19 protein-coding genes are annotated in these 21,946 nt (G+C 33.2%); 14 read left to right on the top strand and 5 right to left on the bottom strand.

Features of this window, described 5'->3' with window-relative positions; translation table 11 throughout:
- Positions 1-135: 135 nt before the first annotated feature.
- The 4 genes from ruvB to C7448_RS00080 are packed head-to-tail and all read left to right on the top strand — an operon-like array spanning position 136 to position 4,701.
- Entirely contained in the window at positions 136-1,158 is a 1,023-nt protein-coding gene (ruvB, locus tag C7448_RS00095; protein ID WP_115899343.1) for a Holliday junction branch migration DNA helicase RuvB, read from the top strand.
- A gap of 5 nt (positions 1,159-1,163) precedes the next feature.
- Positions 1,164-2,894, top strand: a complete 1,731-nt coding sequence (locus C7448_RS00090; protein WP_115899342.1) for a SulP family inorganic anion transporter — start codon at positions 1,164-1,166, stop codon at positions 2,892-2,894.
- An 11-nt stretch (positions 2,895-2,905) separates the two neighbouring features.
- Positions 2,906-4,315 (top strand): MBL fold metallo-hydrolase, encoded by a 1,410-nt coding sequence (locus C7448_RS00085; RefSeq protein ID WP_115899341.1) that lies wholly within the window; start codon positions 2,906-2,908, stop codon positions 4,313-4,315.
- Positions 4,316-4,320: 5 nt separating this feature from the next.
- On the top strand, positions 4,321-4,701 hold the full coding sequence (locus C7448_RS00080; RefSeq protein WP_170136978.1) for a rhodanese-like domain-containing protein: 381 nt from the start codon (positions 4,321-4,323) through the stop codon (positions 4,699-4,701).
- 47 nt (positions 4,702-4,748) lie between these two features.
- Here the strand turns inward: C7448_RS00080 and C7448_RS00075 are convergent, their stop codons facing one another.
- Both C7448_RS00075 and C7448_RS00070 read right to left on the bottom strand, forming a co-directional pair.
- Complete coding sequence (locus C7448_RS00075; protein ID WP_115899339.1) at positions 4,749-5,255, bottom strand: hypothetical protein; 507 nt, start codon at positions 5,253-5,255, stop codon at positions 4,749-4,751.
- Between the two features lie 105 nt (positions 5,256-5,360).
- Entirely contained in the window at positions 5,361-7,703 is a 2,343-nt protein-coding gene (locus C7448_RS00070) for a TonB-dependent receptor (RefSeq protein WP_115899338.1), read from the bottom strand.
- Between the two features lie 478 nt (positions 7,704-8,181).
- On the opposite strand from C7448_RS00070, the gene C7448_RS00065 reads away from it, so the two are divergent.
- From C7448_RS00065 to C7448_RS00040, 7 genes are all read left to right on the top strand, one after another.
- Positions 8,182-8,667, top strand: a complete 486-nt coding sequence (locus tag C7448_RS00065; protein ID WP_115899337.1) for an acetyl-CoA carboxylase biotin carboxyl carrier protein subunit — start codon at positions 8,182-8,184, stop codon at positions 8,665-8,667.
- Between the two features lies 1 nt (position 8,668).
- Positions 8,669-10,105: an acetyl-CoA carboxylase biotin carboxylase subunit gene (gene accC / locus C7448_RS00060; RefSeq protein ID WP_115899336.1), complete on the top strand. Its 1,437-nt coding sequence runs from the start codon at positions 8,669-8,671 to the stop codon at positions 10,103-10,105.
- A 180-nt stretch (positions 10,106-10,285) separates the two neighbouring features.
- Complete coding sequence (locus tag C7448_RS00055) at positions 10,286-11,827, top strand: acyl-CoA carboxylase subunit beta (protein WP_115899335.1); 1,542 nt, start codon at positions 10,286-10,288, stop codon at positions 11,825-11,827.
- A gap of 251 nt (positions 11,828-12,078) precedes the next feature.
- Positions 12,079-12,354: a hypothetical protein gene (locus C7448_RS00050; protein ID WP_115899334.1), complete on the top strand. Its 276-nt coding sequence runs from the start codon at positions 12,079-12,081 to the stop codon at positions 12,352-12,354.
- 625 nt (positions 12,355-12,979) lie between these two features.
- Positions 12,980-13,105, top strand: coding sequence for a hypothetical protein (locus C7448_RS16060; RefSeq protein WP_262510972.1), 126 nt, complete (start codon positions 12,980-12,982; stop codon positions 13,103-13,105).
- A 211-nt stretch (positions 13,106-13,316) separates the two neighbouring features.
- Complete coding sequence (locus C7448_RS00045) at positions 13,317-14,243, top strand: hypothetical protein (protein ID WP_115899333.1); 927 nt, start codon at positions 13,317-13,319, stop codon at positions 14,241-14,243.
- 161 nt (positions 14,244-14,404) lie between these two features.
- On the top strand, positions 14,405-14,911 hold the full coding sequence (locus C7448_RS00040) for a hypothetical protein (protein ID WP_115899332.1): 507 nt from the start codon (positions 14,405-14,407) through the stop codon (positions 14,909-14,911).
- Between the two features lie 192 nt (positions 14,912-15,103).
- On the opposite strand, the gene C7448_RS00035 is transcribed toward C7448_RS00040, so the two are convergent.
- Together C7448_RS00035 and C7448_RS00030 are read right to left on the bottom strand one after the other, a co-directional pair.
- A complete protein-coding gene (locus tag C7448_RS00035; protein ID WP_115899331.1) occupies positions 15,104-15,718 on the bottom strand; it encodes a hypothetical protein in 615 nt (204 codons plus the stop codon).
- On the bottom strand, positions 15,703-15,972 hold the full coding sequence (locus C7448_RS00030; RefSeq protein ID WP_115899330.1) for a hypothetical protein: 270 nt from the start codon (positions 15,970-15,972) through the stop codon (positions 15,703-15,705). Before C7448_RS00030 ends, C7448_RS00035 begins: the two co-directional genes overlap by 16 nt.
- 1,119 nt (positions 15,973-17,091) lie before the next feature.
- Between C7448_RS00030 and C7448_RS00020 the strand changes: the two genes are divergently transcribed.
- The 3 genes from C7448_RS00020 to C7448_RS00010 are packed head-to-tail and all read left to right on the top strand — an operon-like array spanning position 17,092 to position 20,598.
- Positions 17,092-18,204 (top strand): hypothetical protein, encoded by a 1,113-nt coding sequence (locus C7448_RS00020; RefSeq protein ID WP_115899328.1) that lies wholly within the window; start codon positions 17,092-17,094, stop codon positions 18,202-18,204.
- Positions 18,191-18,667 (top strand): three component ABC system middle component, encoded by a 477-nt coding sequence (locus C7448_RS00015; protein WP_115899327.1) that lies wholly within the window; start codon positions 18,191-18,193, stop codon positions 18,665-18,667. Before C7448_RS00020 ends, C7448_RS00015 begins: the two co-directional genes overlap by 14 nt.
- A complete protein-coding gene (locus C7448_RS00010; RefSeq protein WP_115899326.1) occupies positions 18,664-20,598 on the top strand; it encodes a DUF3732 domain-containing protein in 1,935 nt (644 codons plus the stop codon). The genes C7448_RS00015 and C7448_RS00010 overlap by 4 nt, the downstream gene beginning before the upstream one ends.
- A gap of 181 nt (positions 20,599-20,779) precedes the next feature.
- On the opposite strand, the gene arfB is transcribed toward C7448_RS00010, so the two are convergent.
- Positions 20,780-21,181 carry an alternative ribosome rescue aminoacyl-tRNA hydrolase ArfB gene (gene arfB / locus C7448_RS00005; protein ID WP_115899325.1) on the bottom strand — a complete coding sequence of 134 codons (402 nt, stop codon included), beginning with the start codon at positions 21,179-21,181 and terminating at the stop codon, positions 20,780-20,782.
- Between the last annotated feature and the right edge of the window lie 765 nt (positions 21,182-21,946).

Below are 21,946 nucleotides of genomic sequence, written 5' to 3'. Positions count from 1 at the left end.
AGCCTTCCAATTTGGAAGGCTTTTTAAGTTTCTATGGTTATTACAAGATTTTATAATATGTATTTTAGCATAGAAAAGAGCTAAGTAACATATATTACAAAACAAACATTTTATTTCAAGTATATTTGCAATAATATGAATGAAAACCTAAACCCTGAAAATACTCATTTTTCAAGCGAAGAGTTAGATGTAGAAAAGAAACTACGCCCGCTCTCATTTGAAGATTTTACTGGTCAAGAGCAGGCAATTGATAATTTAAAAATTTTCGTTGAGGCTGCCAACCAACGAGATGAAGCGCTTGATCATACTTTGTTTCATGGACCTCCTGGTTTAGGAAAAACCACCTTAGCGCATATTTTAGCGAGTGAATTAGGAGTGGGGATTAAGGTTACTTCAGGGCCTGTATTAGACAAGCCTGGAGATTTAGCAGGCCTACTAACCAATTTAGATGAACGAGATGTTCTGTTTATAGATGAAATTCATCGATTAAGTCCTATTGTTGAAGAATACTTGTATTCAGCAATGGAAGATTATAAAATCGATATAATGATTGAATCTGGTCCAAATGCACGTACAGTTCAGATTAATTTAGAACCGTTTACATTAATTGGAGCTACTACGCGTTCGGGATTGCTTACAGCACCTATGCGAGCACGTTTTGGTATCAGTAGCCGTTTGCATTACTATTCAACAGAATTACTAACAACCATCGTACAGCGAAGTGCATTTATTTTAAAAATGCCTATTTCTATGGAAGCAGCAATAGAAATTGCTGGTAGAAGTAGAGGAACCCCACGTATTGCTAACGCATTATTACGTAGAGTACGTGATTTTGCACAAATTAAAGGTGATGGTACCATTACCATAGAAATAGCGAGATATGCCTTGAAAGCGTTGAATGTAGATGCACATGGTTTAGATGAAATGGACAATAAAATTTTATCTACCATTATCGATAAGTTTAAGGGCGGTCCAGTAGGAATAACAACCTTAGCGACAGCAGTAGCTGAAAACGCAGAAACAATTGAAGAAGTATATGAACCTTTTTTAATCCAACAAGGGTTTATTATGCGTACGCCAAGAGGAAGAGAAGTAACTGATTTGGCATATAAACATTTGGGAAAAATTAAAGGAACTAGTCAAGGAGAGCTCTTTTAAATAGAATGGAACTACTAAAAAAACTCATACCGATACTAGAATGGTTACCCAACTATAAAAAATCGCAGTTAAGAGGTGATATAGTTGCAGGTATAACCGTCGCTATTGTATTAATTCCACAAGGTATTGCCTACGCATTGATTGCAGGATTACCACCTATTTATGGATTGTATGCAGCTTTAATGCCTCAGTTGATGTATGCTATATTTGGTACATCACGTCAGGTAGCAATCGGACCAGTAGCTATGGATTCATTAATCGTAGCAACAGGAGTTTCTACCTTAGCGTTAACAGGTTCTGAAAGTTATATTGCTATAGCAATACTCCTCGCATTAGTGGTAGGAACCATTCAGTTTTTAATGGGGATTTTCCGATTAGGGTTTATAGTTAACTTTTTATCAAGACCTGTAATAACCGGATTTACATCCGCAGTAGCTTTAATTATTGGGTTAAATCAATTTAGAAACTTATTTGGAGTAGAGTTTGTACAGAGCGATCAAATTCATGTACTGTTGGAAGATATTCTTTTCAGGCTTCAATATTTTAAAACAAATACCACAATTATAGGCTTAATAGCATGTGCTATTATTATAATTTTTAGAAGGATTAATAAAAAAATACCAAATGCATTAATTGTTGTTATACTAGGAATAGTAACCATACGTTTTTTTGGAACACAACTTTCTGATGTCGCTATTGTAAAAGATATTCCCTCAGGGTTACCAAAATTTTCAATGCCTGTAATTGATGTGGCTTTGATACGTGAATTAATGCCAATAGCCGCAACACTAGTTATGGTAGGGTATTTAGAAACGATTTCAATCGGAAAAACGCTAGAAGCCAAACAAGATGAGTATAGAGTAAGGCCAAACCAAGAACTGGTTGCTTTGGGCTTAAGTAATATGGTAGGATCATTATTTCAATCGTATCCGTCAGCGTCAAGTTTTTCTCGTTCTGCTATCAATAGTGAATCAGGAGGAACGACAGGAGTTTCTGCAATTGTTTCCGCAATTTTAGTAGTGTTTACATTACTTTTTTTAACTCCCGTTTTTTATCACTTACCAAAAACTATTTTGTCTGCAATAATTATCGTCGCAGTCTTTAACTTGATAAATGTAAGAGAAGCTAGAAGATTGTGGAGAGCTAATAATTTAGATTTCTGGCTACTCCTAGCTACTTTTTTAGCTACCATTTTCTTTGGAATTGAATACGGAATTTTAATTGGAGTAGTGCTATCATTAATCGTTTTAATTTTTAGAACCTCTAGACCTTATGTAGCTGAGTTAGGAAAAGTACCAAATTCAGATTTTTATCGTAATAAAAATAGGTTTAAGGAAGTTCTTTTAGACGAAGAAATCTTAGTATTTCGTTTTGATGCACAGTTGTTTTATGCAAACTCAAACTATTTTCGAGATAAACTGGACGAAATGGCAGAAGAAAAAGGGAAGGCATTAAAACTGATTGTGTTAGATGCAGAGAGCATTAATAGAGTAGATAGTACAGGAATAGAGATATTAAAAGAACGTATTATTTATTTTAATAAACACAATATTCAATTTTATTTTGCAGGAGTGAAAGGTCCGGTAAGAGATGCTTTTTTTAGGGGAGGTTTATTAGACGTAGTAAGTCTAGATCACTTTTTTATGCGTGCCAACGGTGCCGTAAAATTTTATAAAACAGGAGATAACCAAAATCAGAAGAAATACGCACAATATATACATCAAGCGTATAAATAATATATAATATCATGAGAATAGAGCAAATTTATACAGGTTGTTTAGCACAAGGAGCCTATTATATAGAGAGTAATGGAGAAGTGGCAATAATAGATCCGTTACGTGAAGTCAATCCTTATATAGATAGGGCTAAGAAAGATGGCGCTAAAATTAAATATATTTTTGAAACTCACTTTCATGCAGATTTTGTAAGTGGTCATGTTACCCTAGCAGAAAAAACAGGAGCAACAATTGTATACGGGCCAACAGCAAAAACAAATTATGAGGCTCATATAGCCACAGATGGAGAAGTATTCACATTAGGAGATATTACCATAACAGTGCTACATACACCAGGACATACTATGGAAAGCACTTCATATTTATTGAAAGATGCAAATGGTAAGAATCATGCAGTTTTTAGTGGAGACACTTTATTTTTAGGAGATGTGGGGCGCCCAGATTTAGCACAGAAAGCAGCAAACTTAACACAAGAGGAGTTAGCAGGAATGTTATACGATAGTTTACGTACAAAAATTATGATTCTTGAAGATGATGTAATTGTATATCCAGCACATGGAGCAGGATCAGCTTGTGGTAAAAACTTGAGCAAAGAAACGGTAGGTACTATTGGTGATCAAAAGAAAACCAATTATGCACTTCGTGCAGACATGACGAAAGAAGAGTTTGTGAAGGAAGTTACAGACGGTTTATTACCTCCACCTGAGTATTTTCCTTTAAATGTAAAAATGAATAAGGAAGGGTATCAATCTATCGATGAAGTTATCAAAAGTGGAGCAACAGCATTATCGGTAGCAGACTTTGAAAAAATAGCAAACGAAACAGATGCGTTGATTTTAGATGTACGTCATCAATCAGAGTTTATTAAAGGATTTATACCACAATCAATTTTTATTGGTTTAGGAGGAACATTTGCTCCATGGGTAGGTGCATTGATTAAAGATGTTACACAACCAATTTTATTAGTGACTCCTGAAGGAGAAGAAGAAACCACTATTACACGTTTATCTCGTGTTGGTTTTGACAATGTATTAGGATATTTAGAGGGAAGCTTTAATGCTTGGAAAGAAGCAGGAAAGGAAGTAGATACATTGCGTTCTGTTTCTGCAGATGTTTTAGCAGAAGCGGTTACGAAAAAAGCTCCTGTTTTTGATGTTAGAAAACCAGGAGAATATGCAAATGAACATATTGTAGATGTACCAAGTACACCGTTAGATTTCTTAAACGAACATGTGGAAGAGTTTCCAGCAAAGGAAGATTTTTATGTACACTGTGCAGGTGGATATCGTTCAGTAATTGCAGCATCTATTTTAAAAGCAAGAGGATTCCATAACATCATTGATGTTGCTGGAGGGTATAAAGCTATTAAAGAAACAGATATTCCAAGAACAGTAACGGTATGTCCATCAACCTTAAAATAAGTAAAATGAACAAAGGTGTTTTTTTAGTAGGTTTATTTTTAACGGTGATATTGTCGTGTAAACCACAAAACACAGAGGTAAATAACATTACTATAGATAACTTACAAGTAGTTTTACAGAATGAAGAGAACGTACAGTTATTAGATGTTAGAACTCCGGAAGAGTGGGCTGGAGGAGTTATCGAAACTCCAATTAAAATAGACGTTACTGGTGACGATTTTGAAGGAAAAGCTTTAGAGAAATTAGATAAAACAAAACCAGTATATCTTTATTGTCGTTCAGGGGGAAGAAGTTTAAAGGCAAGTGAGTTACTTGCTCAAAAAGGCTTTAAAGTATACAATATTTTAGGAGGGTATCTAGAATGGACAGAGAAAAATAAAGAATAAAAGAAAATCCCGAGTATTGTACTCGGGATTTTCTTTTATTCATCTGATTATTCCTCAAACATTGTTTTAGTTAATAATTCGGTTTCATTGCTATTATTAATTATTATGATTTTTTCAAACTTACCGTCAAAATCACTATCAATAAATTTTAATTCTTTTTTTGAATCATAAATTAAAACGAATTCTTCTGGCACTCCATCCTCATCATTATCGAGAGAATAACCAACTTTATCTCCAGCTGAATTATAACAATCAGTTTTTTCATAAACGCCATTTTCATTTCTGTCAAAACAAGTTTGATATACTTTTCCATAAGTAGTAAAAACTCTAGCAATCTCATAATTGTAATCAAAGTTTACATCAAAATATTGACTAGATATTTTATTATTGTCTTTCCAATAACTCGTAAGTACCTCATAACTGTTCTTCCATTCAAAAGTAAAATTTTTACTATCTGTTAAACGAGAGTTTTCTTTATTTAATGTAAAAGAATAAACCCCAAGTCCGATGCTTGTTAATGAAAGTAATATTATTAAGACTTCTTTCAGTTTCATAGTAATTTGATTGTTTTTTTATTGAATGGTCAAAGGTAAAAAGAAGCTTCATGAAAAAACCGAGACAATTGTCTCGGTTTTACTTTTTCTTAACTCTTTTCCCTTTTAAAATTTTAACGTCGCACCTATTAAAAAGTTTCTAGTAGCTTGCGGAAAGTATCCTTGTACTTCAAAAGAAGTTCCAGGAGTATCCCAAGTATTTAAATAGGTATATCCTCTATCAACATATTCTTTATTAAAAAGATTGTTTACCAATCCTGTAAACACAATAGATTTAAAAATTTTATTCATTTTAAGCTCATAACTAACATTAAAATCACTCACGTAATAGCTATCTAATTTAGAAGCTTCAGTATCGGTATTACTTAAGTATTGCTCGCCAACAAATTTAGAAAGTAAAGATAGTTGTAACCCTTTTGTAGGTTTGTAAATCAATGCATTTCCAGCAATAATATTTGGAGAAAAAGCAATATTCGTAGTCCCAATATTGCGTTGAACACCATTACGGTCTAACATAAAATTGTTAATTTTATTACTACTTACTGTAAGATTTTGGTTAATGCTAAATTTGTCTGAAATGTTAATATTAGCATCAATTTCTACTCCTAAACGATAACTGTCTTTCACATTTTCACGTAAATATTCACCTACATCATTTAATCCGCCAGTTTGAATTAATTGATTGTCGTACGACATATAATAGATGTTTGTATTTAATTGAACCGTTTTATTGTGCAAACGCCATCCTAATTCAAAATCATCTAAGGTTTCATGTTGTACATTCGGGCCATTTTGAAAATCATCACGATTAGGTTCTCTGTTCGCACGAGCATACGATGCATAAATACTGTTTTCTTTATTAATACTGTAAGTAAAACCTAACTTAGGGTTAAAAAAACTGTATGAAGTATCAATATTTAAAGGATTTAAATCAGAAGTAAAGCCTCCGGTTGTATAATCAATAAACCTACCTTGCACATCAATAAAAGCTTTTAAGTTATCAAAAACATTAAAAGTAGCTTTAGAAAAAACGCTAATATCATCCTTTTTAGCATCACTAAAATAATAACGATCTCTAATGCTAGCACCATCAGCAAACTGTGTAGCCCAAATAACTTCACCAAAATGATCTCCTTTATAATTGCTATAAGAAGCACCAGAAATTAATTCGAAATTTTCAGTTTTATAAGTAACGTTAGCATTAGCTACGTAAAAATCATTATCCAACCAACGGCGAACGATAATATCGCTTCCGTCAATAATTACATTACCGTAATCAACAGCATCTTTATCCTCTTTAAACTGTTCAAAATATCCTTCTCCTTTGGTATAATTTAACCCAATATTGGTAGACCAGTTATCAGAAAGTTTCTCATTCCAATGTAATTGGTAATGATCTTGCCAATAATTATCAGTTTCATTATCGTACGTATATGGATTCTGGCGACGATTTTCTTGTAATTGCTCAGCACTTAAGCCATACCAAGCTTGATAAGTTTGTTGTTTACCTCCAAAAGCTAAGGCTTTAATCAACGTATTGTCATCTGTATAGCTACCTTGTAAGAAATATGATTTTAAATCGGTGAAAGCTCGGTCAACATAGCCATCAGAATAAATGTTAGACAAACGACCCGCAAACTCAAAACCGTTGTTTAATTTTCCTGTCGTAAACTTAACAGTATGTTTCCTTGTTCCGTACGAACCAAAAGCATTTGAAATTTCTCCACTAGCTTCTTCCGAAATAGCATCGGTTAAAATATTTAAACTAGCACCAAAAGCCCCAGAACCATTGGTAGACGTTCCTACACCACGCTGTAATTGTAAACTTTGGGTAGAAGAAGCAAAATCTCCCATATTAACCCAAAAAGTACCCTGACTCTCGGCATCGTTATACGGAATTCCGTTAATCGTAACGTTAACACGAGAAGCATCCGAACCACGTACACGAATATAGGTATAACCAACACCAGCACCAGCATCAGAGGAGGATGTTACCGAAGGTAAATAGTTTAGTAACACAGGAATATCCTGTCCTAAATTACGTTTTTCAATTTCTTGTTTTCCAAGGTTAGAGTGTGTTACGGGCGCATCTGCTTTTACACGAACAGCAGACACCAACACTTCATCTAACACAGTTTCATTAGAAATTAATTGAAATGTAAGCTGTTGGTTATTGGTAATTTCAACCTCTTGTGAGATACTTTTAAAACCAACATAAGAAACCTCAATAATATGCGTTCCTTTTGGTAGGTTTAACTTGAATTTACCTTCAAAGTCGGTAGAAGTCCCTTTGTTTTGAGCTCTAACTGCTACGGTGGCACCTACTAAAGGTTCTTGATTACCATTAATCACGTTACCTGATAAAGTAACCATTTGTGCACTGGCAGTTAACGTTGTAAATAATACGGTTAAAAAAGCTACTATTTTCACTTTCTTGATAAAAGACATCGGTCTCATTTTATAAAAAACAAAATCGAATAAAAAGAGGTAATTATTCTTTAGTTAAACATTGAATAATTGTGAACGTAAAGCATAGCTTTACTTTTTGCACTCGCTAAAAAGGTCTACCAGACCTTATTATTAACGCTTGCTTCCCTAAACAGCATTACCTGTTCCAGGTTCGTTGGGTATGATCTCAGCCTGAATTTAATTATGAATTATAAATGATTAATTACAAATTATTTTAATAATCAAAATTCGTAATTCCACAATTCGTAATTCAAATAAGGCACCCCTTTATGAGAACGGTGCAAAGGTAAATATGAAATATGACTTAAGAGTGATAAATAGCAGGTTTTTCTGGGGTTGTTAGTAAATGAACAGGAAGTTCTCAAGTAAGTAAAAAAACATTCTAGCCAATTTATAGACTTAACTCATGTATTCCATCGTAATTTTAATATTTTAGTGGTGAAAATACCAGATATTTATGAGTAAATCTTTTAAAACGAGCGTTAATAAAACGCATGATTTTGACTTTACTGAAGCGCAAATTGAGGCGCTAGATATAGTAGAAAAGTCAAAAAACAACTACCACGTACTTGAGGGGAATCAATCGTATCAAGCAACCATATTTCAAACAAATTTCAATCAAAAAACATACACCATTCAAATCAATGGAAATACTTATGAGGTAAGTATTTCTAATGAATTAGATATGTTAATTGATGAGTTAGGGTTAGAAGTTGCAGCAGAGAAAAAAGAAAACGATATTAAGGCACCAATGCCTGGGTTAATTGTTTCTGTAGAAGTAGAAATTGGTCAAGAAGTGAAAGAAGGAGATGGGATTTTAGTGTTAGAAGCCATGAAAATGGAGAACACCTTACAAGCACCAAGAGACGGAGTCGTAAAATCGGTTGCTATACAAGTAGGAGATAAAGTAGAAAAGAATACGGTTTTAATAGAAATGGAGTAATATGAAAAAGATATTAGTAGCAAATAGAGGAGAAATTGCGTTGCGTGTAATGCGTACTGCAAAAAAGATGGGGATTAAAACCGTAGCTGTTTTTTCTGAAGCAGACAGAAATTCACCACATGTAACTTTTGCAGACGAAGCAGTATGTATTGGTCCTGCACCATCGAATCAATCGTATTTATTAGGAGATAAAATTATTGAAGTAGCGAAGGAGTTAGATGTAGATGGAATTCATCCAGGATACGGATTTTTAAGTGAAAATGCAGCCTTTGGGGAAGCCGTAGCAAAATCAGGAATTGTATTTATAGGGCCGAAAACACATGCTATTGAAGTGATGGGAAGCAAATTGGCTGCAAAAGATGCAGTGAAAGCCTATGATATTCCGATGGTTCCAGGTATTGACGAAGCGGTAACCGATGTAGAATATGCATCGAAAGTAGCGAATGAAATTGGCTATCCAATCTTAATCAAAGCCTCAGCAGGTGGTGGTGGAAAAGGAATGCGTGTGGTGGAAAAAGAAGCAGATATAAAAGAACAAATGCAGCGTGCAATTTCAGAAGCAGAATCAGCTTTTGGAGACGGTTCTGTATTTATAGAAAAATATGTAGGCTCACCACGTCATATTGAAATCCAAGTATTGGCAGACGCTCACGGAAACGTAGTACATTTATTTGAACGTGAATGTTCGGTACAACGTCGTCACCAAAAAGTAGTAGAAGAAGCACCATCAAGTGTATTAACTCCAGAAATTAGAGAAGCCATGGGAGCCGCAGCGGTAAGAGTTGCGAAAGCCTGTGATTATTTAGGAGCAGGAACTGTGGAGTTTTTATTAGATGAAAACAAAAACTTCTACTTTCTAGAAATGAATACACGTTTACAAGTAGAGCACCCAGTTACGGAACTTATCACAGGAGTAGACTTAGTAGAACAGCAAATAAAAATAGCAAGAGGAGAGGAGTTATCATTCACCCAAGACGATTTACAAATTAAAGGACATGCGCTAGAGTTACGTGTATATGCCGAAGACCCGTTAAATAATTTTGCACCAAGTATTGGAGTGTTAGAAACCTACCAACATCCAGAAGGAGAAAATATCAGGGTAGATGATGGTTTTGAAGAAGGAATGGAAATTCCTATTTATTACGACCCGATGATTTCTAAATTGATTACGTACGGAAATACGCGTGAAGAAGCTATCGAGCTAATGAAGCAAGCAATTAGTAATTATAAGGTAAAAGGAATAGAAACTACGTTGTCGTTCGGAAAGTTCGTATGCGAACACGAAGCTTTCACCTCAGGGAATTTCGATACTCATTTTGTAAAGAAATATTATACGCCTGAGTTGTTAGAAGCAGAATATGAAAAGGAAGCGAAGATTGCTGCACAAGTAGCCTTACAGCAGTATTTAAAAGAGCAACGTATTTTAAAAACTTGTTAATACATAATGTGCGTTAGGGATTAACTCAATAATTTGTATTTTACGTGTTTCGTTGAATGCAAAGTATTTGCAGCAGCATCCTTTTGTTGTCAGTTCGAGTTTGCGAAGCAAGTATCGAGAACCAACAAAAGATATAGCGTAAAGCCCGACCCTTGGGGAACGCCCAAAAAAAGAATATAGATGAAATCTAAAATAGAAGAATTACAACATAAAGTTACCGAAGCAAAGTTAGGAGGTGGACAACAACGCATCGACCGTCATCATCAAAAAGGAAAATTAACCGCTCGTGAGCGTATCGATTATTTCTTAGATGAAGGTTCTTTTGAAGAAGTAGGCATTTTGGTAACCCATAGAACGACTGATTTTGGAATGGAAAATCAGAAGTTTTATGGTGATGGAGTGGTAACAGGATACGGAACGGTAAACGGACGCTTGGTATATGTGTTTGCACAAGACTTTACGGTATTTGGAGGTTCGTTATCAGAAACACATGCCGAAAAAATCTGTAAGATTATGGATTTAGCCGTAAAAGTAGGAGCGCCATTAATCGGGTTGAATGATTCTGGTGGAGCACGTATTCAAGAAGGAGTACGTTCGTTAGGTGGTTATGCCGATATTTTTTACAGAAATGTACAAGCTTCGGGAGTAATTCCGCAAATCTCAGCGATTATGGGACCTTGTGCGGGTGGAGCAGTATATTCACCAGCCATGACCGATTTTACTGTTATGGTAGAAAACTCAAGTTATATGTTTGTTACAGGACCTAACGTAGTAAAAACAGTAACCAATGAAGAAGTAACTTCAGAAGAGTTAGGAGGCGCAAGTACGCATGCAACCAAATCGGGAGTTACGCATTTAACGGCAGCGAACGATGTACAATGTTTAGAGGATATTAAAACATTGTTGAGTTATATGCCACAGAACAATCAAGAAACTACAGCAAAGCTACCGTTTGAATTAGGAGATGAAATTAGAGAAGAATTAGCCAACATCGTTCCAGATAATGCCAACAAGCCGTACGATATGCGTGCTGTAATTGACGGTATTGCTGATGCAGATTCGTTCTTTGAAATTCATAAAGAGTATGCCGATAATATTGTGGTTGGATTTGCGCGTTTAGGAGGAAGAAGTGTTGGAATTGTTGCCAATCAACCGATGAGTTTAGCAGGATGTTTGGATGTAAACAGTTCTAAAAAAGCAGCACGATTCACCCGTTTTTGCGATTGTTTTAATATTCCGTTATTGGTGTTGGTAGATGTACCAGGATTCTTACCAGGAACCGACCAAGAGTGGAATGCGATTATTACCAACGGAGCAAAATTATTGTATGCGTTGAGTGAGGCTACTGTGCCAAGAGTTAGTGTAATTACCCGTAAAGCCTATGGTGGAGCGTATGACGTAATGAACTCAAAACATATTGGTGCAGATATGAATTTTGCATGGCCTAGTGCAGAAATTGCGGTAATGGGAGCCAAAGGAGCGAGTGAAATTATCTTTAAAAAGGAAATTGCTGAAGCAGACGACCACGAAGCGAAACTAGCAGAGAAAGAAGCCGAGTATGCTGATAAATTTGCCAACCCTTACCGAGCAGCAGAACGCGGATTTGTAGATGAGGTAATTTTACCACAAGACACCCGTAGAAAACTAATCAAAGCTTTTGCCATGTTAGAAGGTAAAAAGGTAGAACGACCAAATAGAAAACACGGAAATATACCGTTGTAACAAATAAAGATTAATATTTTTTTGGAGGCGCTTCTTTTTAGAAGCGTCTTTTTTGTTTTTATAAAACTTTAATAAAATAACTGAGTTTATGGGATTCCGTATAAATATGTGAAGATGTTCTTTTACGTTTATAAAAATATTAAAGTAACTAGACAAAACAGAGAGTTATATAGAGATAAGAAGCATTTTGGAATTAAATGACGACTCAAATTTAAATAACTGAAAATAATAAAGTAATAAAGAAGAGATAGATGAAAAAACAAAAATATTGTCCACATTGTAAAACAGAGATTTTGTTTAAAAAGGATAAAAAAGGAAGGATTATTGGGACTGCTATTGGAGGAGGAGTAGGATATACATTAGCTTCTGGTTTAGGAATTGCTGGAGCTGTTTTAGGGGCGCCAATTGCAATTCCTGCTGCTTTGGTTGGTGCTGGTCTGTTTGCTGTAATGGGAAATAAATTTGGAAAAGATTTTGATAATAGTCGGTTGAAATGTCCGAAATGTGAAAAGAAGATTGTCCTCTAGAAAAACAAAAATTAAAGAGATTAGATCCCTTTCAAAAGGATGGAGTTCTTAACTATAAGATAGGAGAAAAATATAGTTTAGATTTTACAACTACTTTGCCAGAGAAAAACTGAGCTACTACACATCTTAGAAAATTAACCACTTAAATAAAACATCATTCCAAACAAAAAAGTAATCTTTAAGTTTATAGTTCGAAATAAACAGATTACTTTAGTCGTACCTTCTTCGTAATGACGTTAGCTAATAAAAATTAAATTTTAAAAAGGAGTTTCTCTAAACTCTTTTACGCAGAATAGTCTAAAAAAGCGATGAGATTCAGAGGCTTTGCCTCGCATCGTTTTTCAGACGTTTTTAAACAAGGTTTAAAAATTCCTCATAAAAGTGTCCTTTCTTTTGGTTCGTTTTCTTTGGACAAGCAAAGAAAATGAAGACAGTAGTTTATTGAGCAATACTATTAAGTATAAATCTACTCTATACTCAGTTTAACACTACATTAATGATAAAAAAACTAACTTCTATGATTTAAATATCTGGTTTTGAGGATTTCCGTAAGAATGTGTGGTGTTAATGTTTTAGGTTTATGGGAGATTGTAAAATCAACTAACATTAAATAAAGTAAAAAATTATGGCACTTAAACCAGGACCAAAAAGGATAGCAAAATCAACTGGAAAACCAGATCAAAGACAAAGAGATAATAAAGATACACCAGGAAACACGCCATCATTAAAACCATCAAAACGTAAAAAATAAACGTTTATAATTTTATGAAAGTCTAACATAGTAGGTTTTAACTAATATGAGGATATAAAAATTACCAAACTTTATAGTATCCCATGCTTTTATTAGGATAAAAGAACTAAAGTTTGAGATAAAACGAGCTGGTAATAATTTAAAAAGTATCTATTATTAAATAGATTAGGAACTAAATTTTTATTTTTAAGAGTATTAACAAGAAAAAACAATGAAAAATTATATAGCTACATTAGTTTTAATATCAATATGCGCTTTAGGATTTGGACAAGAATCTTTTAAAAAAGTATATGAAATACCAAACACTATAACCTATTGCAATGGACCAAATATAACTTTAAAGAAGGTGTCAAAAATAGAATTTAAAGACTTAACAGATGAAGAACAAGATAATATCAGAGCAATTTATCCGTTAGGTTCAAAATTAAATTATGAGATAGAAAAAAATATTTTTGGAAAAAAAATAAAGGTCTTTGACACTATAACAATAGATGAAAAATTTTACTCAAGACAAGTAATTGAAAAAAAAGAGAACATTACAAGAAATGGAATTAAAGGGTTTGTGAAATTTGAAAAAAATAAATTAATTGTTAACCCTTATTTGACAAAAGATAAAAATGGAGATTTTGGAAAACGAGATGTCTATTTTTATGAACTAAAAAATAGACAAACCATAAAATTAAATTTTAGAGAATGGACAGTTTCTGCCCTTACAATACCATTTAAATACAGATTTAAAGATAAAGATGCAGGAATAAGTGAGGAATTTACAACAGATTTTAATGCAAATTTATTTGTTGGAAGAACTTTTTATGGCAAAACATCTTTTTTTCATCGAAAAGACGTTGGAAATATATCGAATACTTATAAATGGACTGGAGGTTTACTCATAGGCGCATCTACTGTTACTTTAAATGCAAGTAATACTTCAAGTGCAAATATACCATTAGATTCAGACACAGAAATAGTCAAAGGATTGGGAACAATCGGATTAGGTTTATCTTTTAGTTACAACAAGATAAATCTTGGAGGATTTATTGGTTGGGATTACAGTGTTGGAGATGATGCTGAAAAATGGAATTATAATAAAGAGCCTTGGATAGGGTTTGCATTAGGATATTCTCTTTTTAAATTTTAAAAAACTACTGCCAACACCATATAAAATTAATTGCTAGTACAAGCTACTTACGAAAATCCGCTAGGATTTTCTATTCAGCTAGTATTTACTATATTGAACTTGTTTAAAAAGAAATCGGCAATTGATTAATTTTAAGCTGATTAAACTACCAAAAAACAATTATGAGAACTCTTTATATTTTTACAATAATTCTCGGATTAATAAGTATTTCATGCACAAGTTATAAAAAGACAGTAGCTAAGGATACTTCAAGTCAAACATCTGATGTATCAACTATTAAAACAGAGACTGATCAAACGCTTATTTGGACAAATCAACCGAATTCAAATTCAACTAAAATTAAAGTATTAAATGCTGCATTTGCATTTGGGTCTTTACCTAATGGACTTAATCAAATGGGGTATACTATTATTGAAAACAATGGTACTTACCTAGTAACTAATACTACACGGGCTCTTTCTGATGATGTTAGAGTAAAGGCTTGGGTAGAGGGACAAGATATTATACTTACTTCAGAAGTTCAGCAATATAAAGAAACCGAATTTGGACTTCCACAACCTTCTGGTTTTGTAAAATGTGTAAGAGGGAACAATACATCACTTCCTGATTGTTGGCGGACAATTTTAGTAATAGCAAACCATCTTGGAGGGGATAAACAATACCAATAATTCTAATTAAAAAATCCTCGTAAAAGTGTCCTTTCTTTTGGTTCATTTTCTTTGGACAAGCAAAGAAATCGGAGATTCATGAACTCCTATTAAAAATAAATAAAAAGTGCGTGAACTAAAGTGAATATAGATAAACACATAAAAAAGCAATTCTCAACCAGAGAATTGCTTTTAACATTTATAAACTATGTACTACACATCCGTACTCACCCAATAACTTCCCGTTGAGGTAGTAGATGGATTGTACGCCAAAACATTCACCTTGGTACCGTTGGTAACATCCGCTAGTAACCATTCCATTGGCTGATTGTTAATAGCGCCACTTTCCAATTCAACCATATTGCCATTTAAAGTAACCTCGTCGGTACTAATGTCGAACTGTAGTGTGGTTTCGCCTCTGTTTTCAAAACCAATAAAGCTCTCTTTGTCATACGATACCTGAGTAATCACCTTGGTTTCATTAGGCGCTACCTGTCCCACAAAATCAGTAATAGAGCTGCTTCCTGTAGTTGGACGATAGCTATACTGCGCTCTTTTTGCAGGCTCATTGGCAAATACTAACTGAGCCGTGTTTATAATTTGAACAAGCGTTGTATAACAATCGTTCAATGCCGAAATACGATCTTGGGTAATTACCAAACGCTGTTTTTTATACACCTCTTGCTGAGTGTTCGCGCTCTTTAATTCGTCTTTAATTGTTGCCAACTCTTCCACAATAGATGCAGGCATTCCGCCTTTCGTTACATCGGTCAAATCATCTAAATAATTTGTTACCACCTTTTCTAAGGTTTCTAAAAACACCAACATTTTAGGCTGATTCTTGCTTGCATCTCTATCAACACCTTTTGCGTTTCCACTCCTTGTTTTGCCAAGGTACTTACATCGGTAACTACCGTATCTGCCGCATCAATCTGATGTAAAAAAGCCGCCGCATACTCGCTCGTAAATCGGGCATTGAAAGCGGTAAAACGCTCCAAATCTTGCGTAAATAGGTTGTAAATTGTACGTGCGCTTTCTGCTAAAAAAGCATCTGAACCTTTGAATTTTCTTCTTGTTTCCATATTAATATTTAATTTAAGTTACATGTGTGTTTTTAGGGATGCGTAAAACACGCTACCCTTAGGTAATTCTTAGAAACAACAAGATTATAATAGCAGGAGAGCCCCTTGCCACTAGTTAAAAACCATAAAATATTAGATGGTTTTAGCAATACAATCATAGCATTTTGTTAGTTTCTTTTTCTTAACCAGCTCTAAATTATAGTGTTGGGGTATAAAAAACAAATGCGATGGTCAATTTTTGCTTTTTTTTAACAGGCAGACTATCAGAAGTATATCTTTTATACTAGTTGCGAATACTTTTTTTGTGTATTGTCAGTTCGAGTGATTTTTAAGAATGATAATGAGTTAAAAATTGTATCGAGAACTAGGCTATTACTTCTCGATACAAAATTATTTTCATTTCAAATAATTTTACTCGAAGTGACAATCCGTTACTACATAGACCGAGAGCGTTGGATTGAATTCATACAGATTTGAGAGTGGGAGGATAGCCGTAGTATCAGCGACCCATGCCGCGGTGTTAACGGAGCATGCCGTGATATCAGCGACCCATGCCGTGGTGTTAACGGAGCGTGCCGTGATATCAGCGACCCATGCCGTGGTGTTAACGGAGCGTGCCGTGATATCAGCGACCCATGCCGTGATGTTAACGGAGCATGCCGTGATATCAGCGACCCGTGCCGTGGTGTCAACGGAGCGTGCCGTAATATCAGCGACCCGTGCCGTGGTGTCAACGGAGCGTGCCGTGATATCAGCGACCCATGCCGTGGTGTTAACGGAGGATGCCGTGATATCAGCGACCCAAACAATGATATAAAGAACCATTGCTACTCTAAAAAACAACTTTTATAACCTAAATAACTGAGTTTATGGGATTCCGTAAGAATAGATAGAGGCTTTGTATTAGGTTCGCAAGAATTGTAAGAGCAATTAGCTTTTTATAATTAATTAACAAATAACAATAACTCGTTGATAACTTTACTTTTGATAAAGTATTGGTTTTGATATATTTGATGGCGTGAAAAATTGCTAAACCTTATGATATTCCATGTTTTTTTCGAGATAAAGAATTAAAGTTTGATATAAAAAAGGGTTGTATGTCATTTAAAAAAACGAACTATGAGTTCAAAAACTGATGCTTCTACTAAAATATTAGGATTTAAATATCAAGAAATGGTTGCTTTAAAAGAATGCTTTGAAGCAAAAGATGGAACAAAAATTTATTTAGAGTGTTTGGGGGATGTTTCAGACGGAAAGACATCTACAGAAGTTAAACACTCTATTAAAGGTGACAAAAAATTAATTGATACACATATTGACTTCTGGAAAACTCTTTCTAATATAATAACAGAGTATGATACATTTCGTTTTTATGATAGATTCATTATACATACTACGGCAGAAGTAAAAAAAGATTCAATATTTGAAGGATGGAATGATTTAAACAAATCTGAAAAACTCGAAAAAATTATAGCAATAAAATCAAATGACACAATAAAATCATATTACGACAATGTAAACGCGTTTGATAAAAAAAAGTTAGAAAATATTCTTAACAAATTTGAAATAAAAGCAAATCAAGAATCAGCAAAAGAATATTATAAAGATATTTTATTAGAACATCCAGCAGTTACAAGTCATATAGAATCAAAAAACAGAGAGGAATATATATGTTTTCTATTTGGTTATATTTCTCTTCAGCTAATTAATTCAACAGATTACATTTGGGAAATTGTAATAGACTCTTTCCGAGAAAATTCAAGAGCGTTTGCTAATAGATACAAAATTGATGATTTGAATTTTCCAATTTCAAAGGCTACATCTGACGATTCAACAAAAATTAATTTTCATTTTGTAAACGAGTTAAATAATATCCAATATCAAAAGAAAATTGGAAAAGCAATGGATAATTATTTAAAAGCTTCTGAGAGTCAAAGAAAAATGATAGAAGCAAGATATAGCTTATCTGAAAATCTTGACAACTATGATGAAGATATCAAAGATGTTGTTCTAGAGCTTAAAGATAGTCACTTAGATCAACTAACTGATAAGTGCGACACTAATGAAAAATCAAGACGCTTTTTTGATGATAGCATTAGTGAAATTTCTTCAAAAACAACAATAGAAGGAATTAGAAACATAAGACCTTATTACCCTAAAGGACGTTTATTACATAACGTGGAAATTAAAACGATTAACATTAATCTAAAATCAGGAGATGAAAGCAAGTGATATAGAAAGGTTAATATTTTCACCATTTCATACTAGTAAGATTTTACATTATTTTTTAAGTGGTGCTAAATCTGTTAACTCAAAATGCATAAAAACAGAATTAGTATATCTTTTATTACCCTTTATTTACAATAATCCAATTCAAAGTAAACTAAAAAATTTAAATACAAATTCTAAATTCAATGCTTTTATTGTCAATACAGATTTTGATATTTTCATTAGCTCTCTAAATCAAAGAATAAATGACTATCGAAAAACTACAAACACCGCTATTATTATTCTTGCTAATGAAATCGATTTAGATATAAATGAATTTTTGATTCCAAATACTGAAATTCATTATAAAGAAGAAAAGGATAATTACTTAAAACCGATATATAAAGCGGCTTATAATTTAGGTGTTATTTTAGGAAAGGAGCAATATCTATCAGTATTTAAAAAACTAAGAATTACAGAAATATGAGTACAACTATAAAACAAATAGCCATTTTTAATGATACTGGGAATAAGCGTCACATTCCATTTAAAGATGGTTTAAACATCATAACTGGCGATTCTAAAACTGGCAAAAGTGCACTTATCGAAATAATTGATTATTGTTTATTTTCATCAAGGTCAAGTGTTCCTGTGGGCAAAATAACCGATTTTGCAAAATTATTTGTAGTCATTTACAAAGTAAATGATTATTTCATTGTTATTGGTCGTCCAGCACCAAAAACAGGAAAAATGAGAAGTGCATATTTAAAAATAGAAACTGATTATAATAAAATTGAAGATATTAAATATGATTATTTTAATAACATATCTTTAAAGCCCATTAAAAATGATGTCCAAACTGAATTTGAAGAGTTACTGGGTCTGTCATTAAAAAATTTGGAATCAGATTACGAGAGTTTCGGTAAATTATCTATTAGAGACACTGTTTCTTTCCTTTTTCAGCATCAAAACTTAATTGCAAATAAACACTCACTATTCTATAGGTTTGATGAAATAGCGAAACGTAAAAGAGTTATTCAAGCTTTACCTGTATTATTAGGTATAGTGGATAGCGAATATTATCAATTAGTAAAACTAATTAAAGAAACTGAAAGGAAAATAACAGCTGAAGAAAAAGTTTTAGCTCGAATTCAAGGAAAAAAATCAAATCAAATTGATAATATTAGAGACCAAATACAAATTTATTACACAATGTTAGACCTTACTCTTGAAGAAGGACTTTCATTACGTGAATTAAAAAAAATAGGACTTAATCTTCCTGTTCCACCAAAAATACTTACCGACCAAACAAAATCATTTTCTAAAATAGCTCAATTAGAAAATGAAAGAGAAGTACTCTATGTTGAGAAAAATGAAATTGAAAGTGCTATTTCCAGTCTTCTATCAAATTCGGAAGATAGTTTAGATTATGCAAAACATCTAAGACAAACGAAAGCCAAACAAAATTACAATACTTCAATTGAAGAACTAGCTTGCCCACTGTGTGACAATTCAGTTTCAGATATAAGTGAAAATATTAATAAATTAAATGAATCAAAAAGCAAACTAATTGAAGAACTAACTAAAGTAAATACATTTTCAAAAGATAGTACGCAGATAATCGAGAAGTTCAGAAAAGATCTAAGAGTTATAAAAGCTAAAATAAAATCAATTTCGAAGAACATTGAAATACTTACAAAAGAAAATGTTGATATAGAAAAAATAAAAGGAAACAGAGAATCAATAATACATCAAAAAGGTGTATTAGAAACGACAATCAAACATCTTTTAGAATCTAACGATTTATCTAAGTTTAACAGTGATTTAAATGCTTTAAAAGAACAATTAAAAGAGTACAATAAAAGAATTTTAAAATATAAGGGTATCAAGCAATTCAAAGCAGAAACGGAATTATTTATAAAAGAACAAATGGATAGAATTGCAAGTAAACTAGATTTTGAAGAGGAACTTAAACCTATTGATTTTTACTTTAATATTGATGACTTTAGTTTTTATCATAGACACAAATCAGATAAAATAAGATTATATGAAATGGGAAGTGGAGCAAATTGGTTAGCCTGTCATCTTTCTTTATTTTTATCTTTCTTGCATTTATCTTGTAGCAATTCTAAATCTATAATTCCGTCATTTTTAATGATAGACCAACCAAGTCAGGTGTATTTTCCAAGAACAGCTAAAAAAAGTGAATTAAAGGATTCTGAAGATGTTGAAAATTATGATGATAACATCAAACAAGTAATCAACATCTTTACTGTTTTAAATGAGGAAATTCAGTTGATATATAAAAACACAAAAGTTAAACCTCAAATTATAGTATTAGAACACGCTAAAGAGAAAGAGTTTGAAGAATTCATTATTAGAGATTGGGTAAAAAGTGAAAGTGATGGATTAATATAAAAAACGGCATACAACACAGTATATAATTCATTGCCTTTTCTAGACTACTTACGAAAATTCTCTGGGATTTTCAGTTTGGAGCTTAATTAATGAGCTAAGTATTAAACTACATCATTAATCATAAACGAACTATTGGTAAGCATTAAACTTCCTTTATTCTACAATAAATTATTTTATATAACTAAAACCGAAACTTTTTTCGGTTTTCTTTTTTTTCAGCCTGTTGTTTTTTAGCGTCCAAACGTTTGGCAATCGCTGCTTTTTTAGGTTTGGTAGCTTTGCGTACTTTAGGTACTACCAATGCTTGTGCTAAGAGGTTAAAAAAGCGTTCGGTAACCAATTCTTTGTTGCGGTGTTGTGAGCGGCTTTCTTGAGAGCTTAGTATGAGTGTGTTTTCTTTAGAGAGTCTGTTGGCTAAGTTTTTATGGAGTAGTGCTTTTTCTTTGTCCGAGAGTCCTAACGAGTCTTCAATCGTAAAACTTAATTCTACTTTAGAGGATACCTTGTTTACATGCTGTCCGCCCGCACCAGAGCTTCGTACGGCTTTAAAGTTGAGTTCTTTTAAAAGTTGTTCTTTGTTCATAGTGTTTGTGAATGTATTAACGGAATTAACTTCCAATGTCAGTTCGAGTGGTTTTTATCAAGTGCTAACGAGATAAAAATTTTATCGAGAACTATTCCAGCGTCTAAGTCCTAAATTCTCGATACAAATTATGCTCTTTTCAATCGCAAAATTCACTCGAATTGACAGCTTTAAAATTTTAGTCAACCTACTTTAATAGGTGTTACTGTATTCCTGTAAAAACAGGAGTTTCAAATATAAATAATCTATTGCTGTTTGTAAAGGGGGCTTAATAATCGAAGTTACTCCTATTGGTGAGATTTAGCCCCACTGAACCTTGCGGTTTCTCCCTCTGGTCGAAATGACAAAACATACGTCATTTCGAAGGAGGTTACGACTGAGAAATCTCAAGTTTCATCGGAGCTATCGAGAACTACTCCAGCGTCAAAGTCCTAAATTCTCGATACAAATTATGCTCTTTTTCAATCGCAAGACAGCTTTAAAATTTTAGTCAACCTACTTTAATAGGTGTTACTGTATTCCTGTAAAAACAGGAGTTTCAAATATAAATAATCTATTGTTGTTTGTAAAGGGGGCTTAATAATAGAAGTGACTCTTATAGGTGAGATTTAGGAATTTTAAAGGGTATTCGTAACTAGAATTAAGCAGATTTCTCGCTATCGCTCGAAATTGTAAAGGTTAACTAATTCGTTGACAAAATCTTATATTTTGTTATGCGTATAAATACAGATGATTTAACTCTAGTTCGAAGCTATTTACAGAAAT

Source organism: Tenacibaculum gallaicum (genome assembly GCF_003387615.1).
GTDB lineage: Bacteria > Bacteroidota > Bacteroidia > Flavobacteriales > Flavobacteriaceae > Polaribacter > Polaribacter gallaicus.
This window is presented reverse-complemented; position numbering and strand designations above follow the sequence as displayed.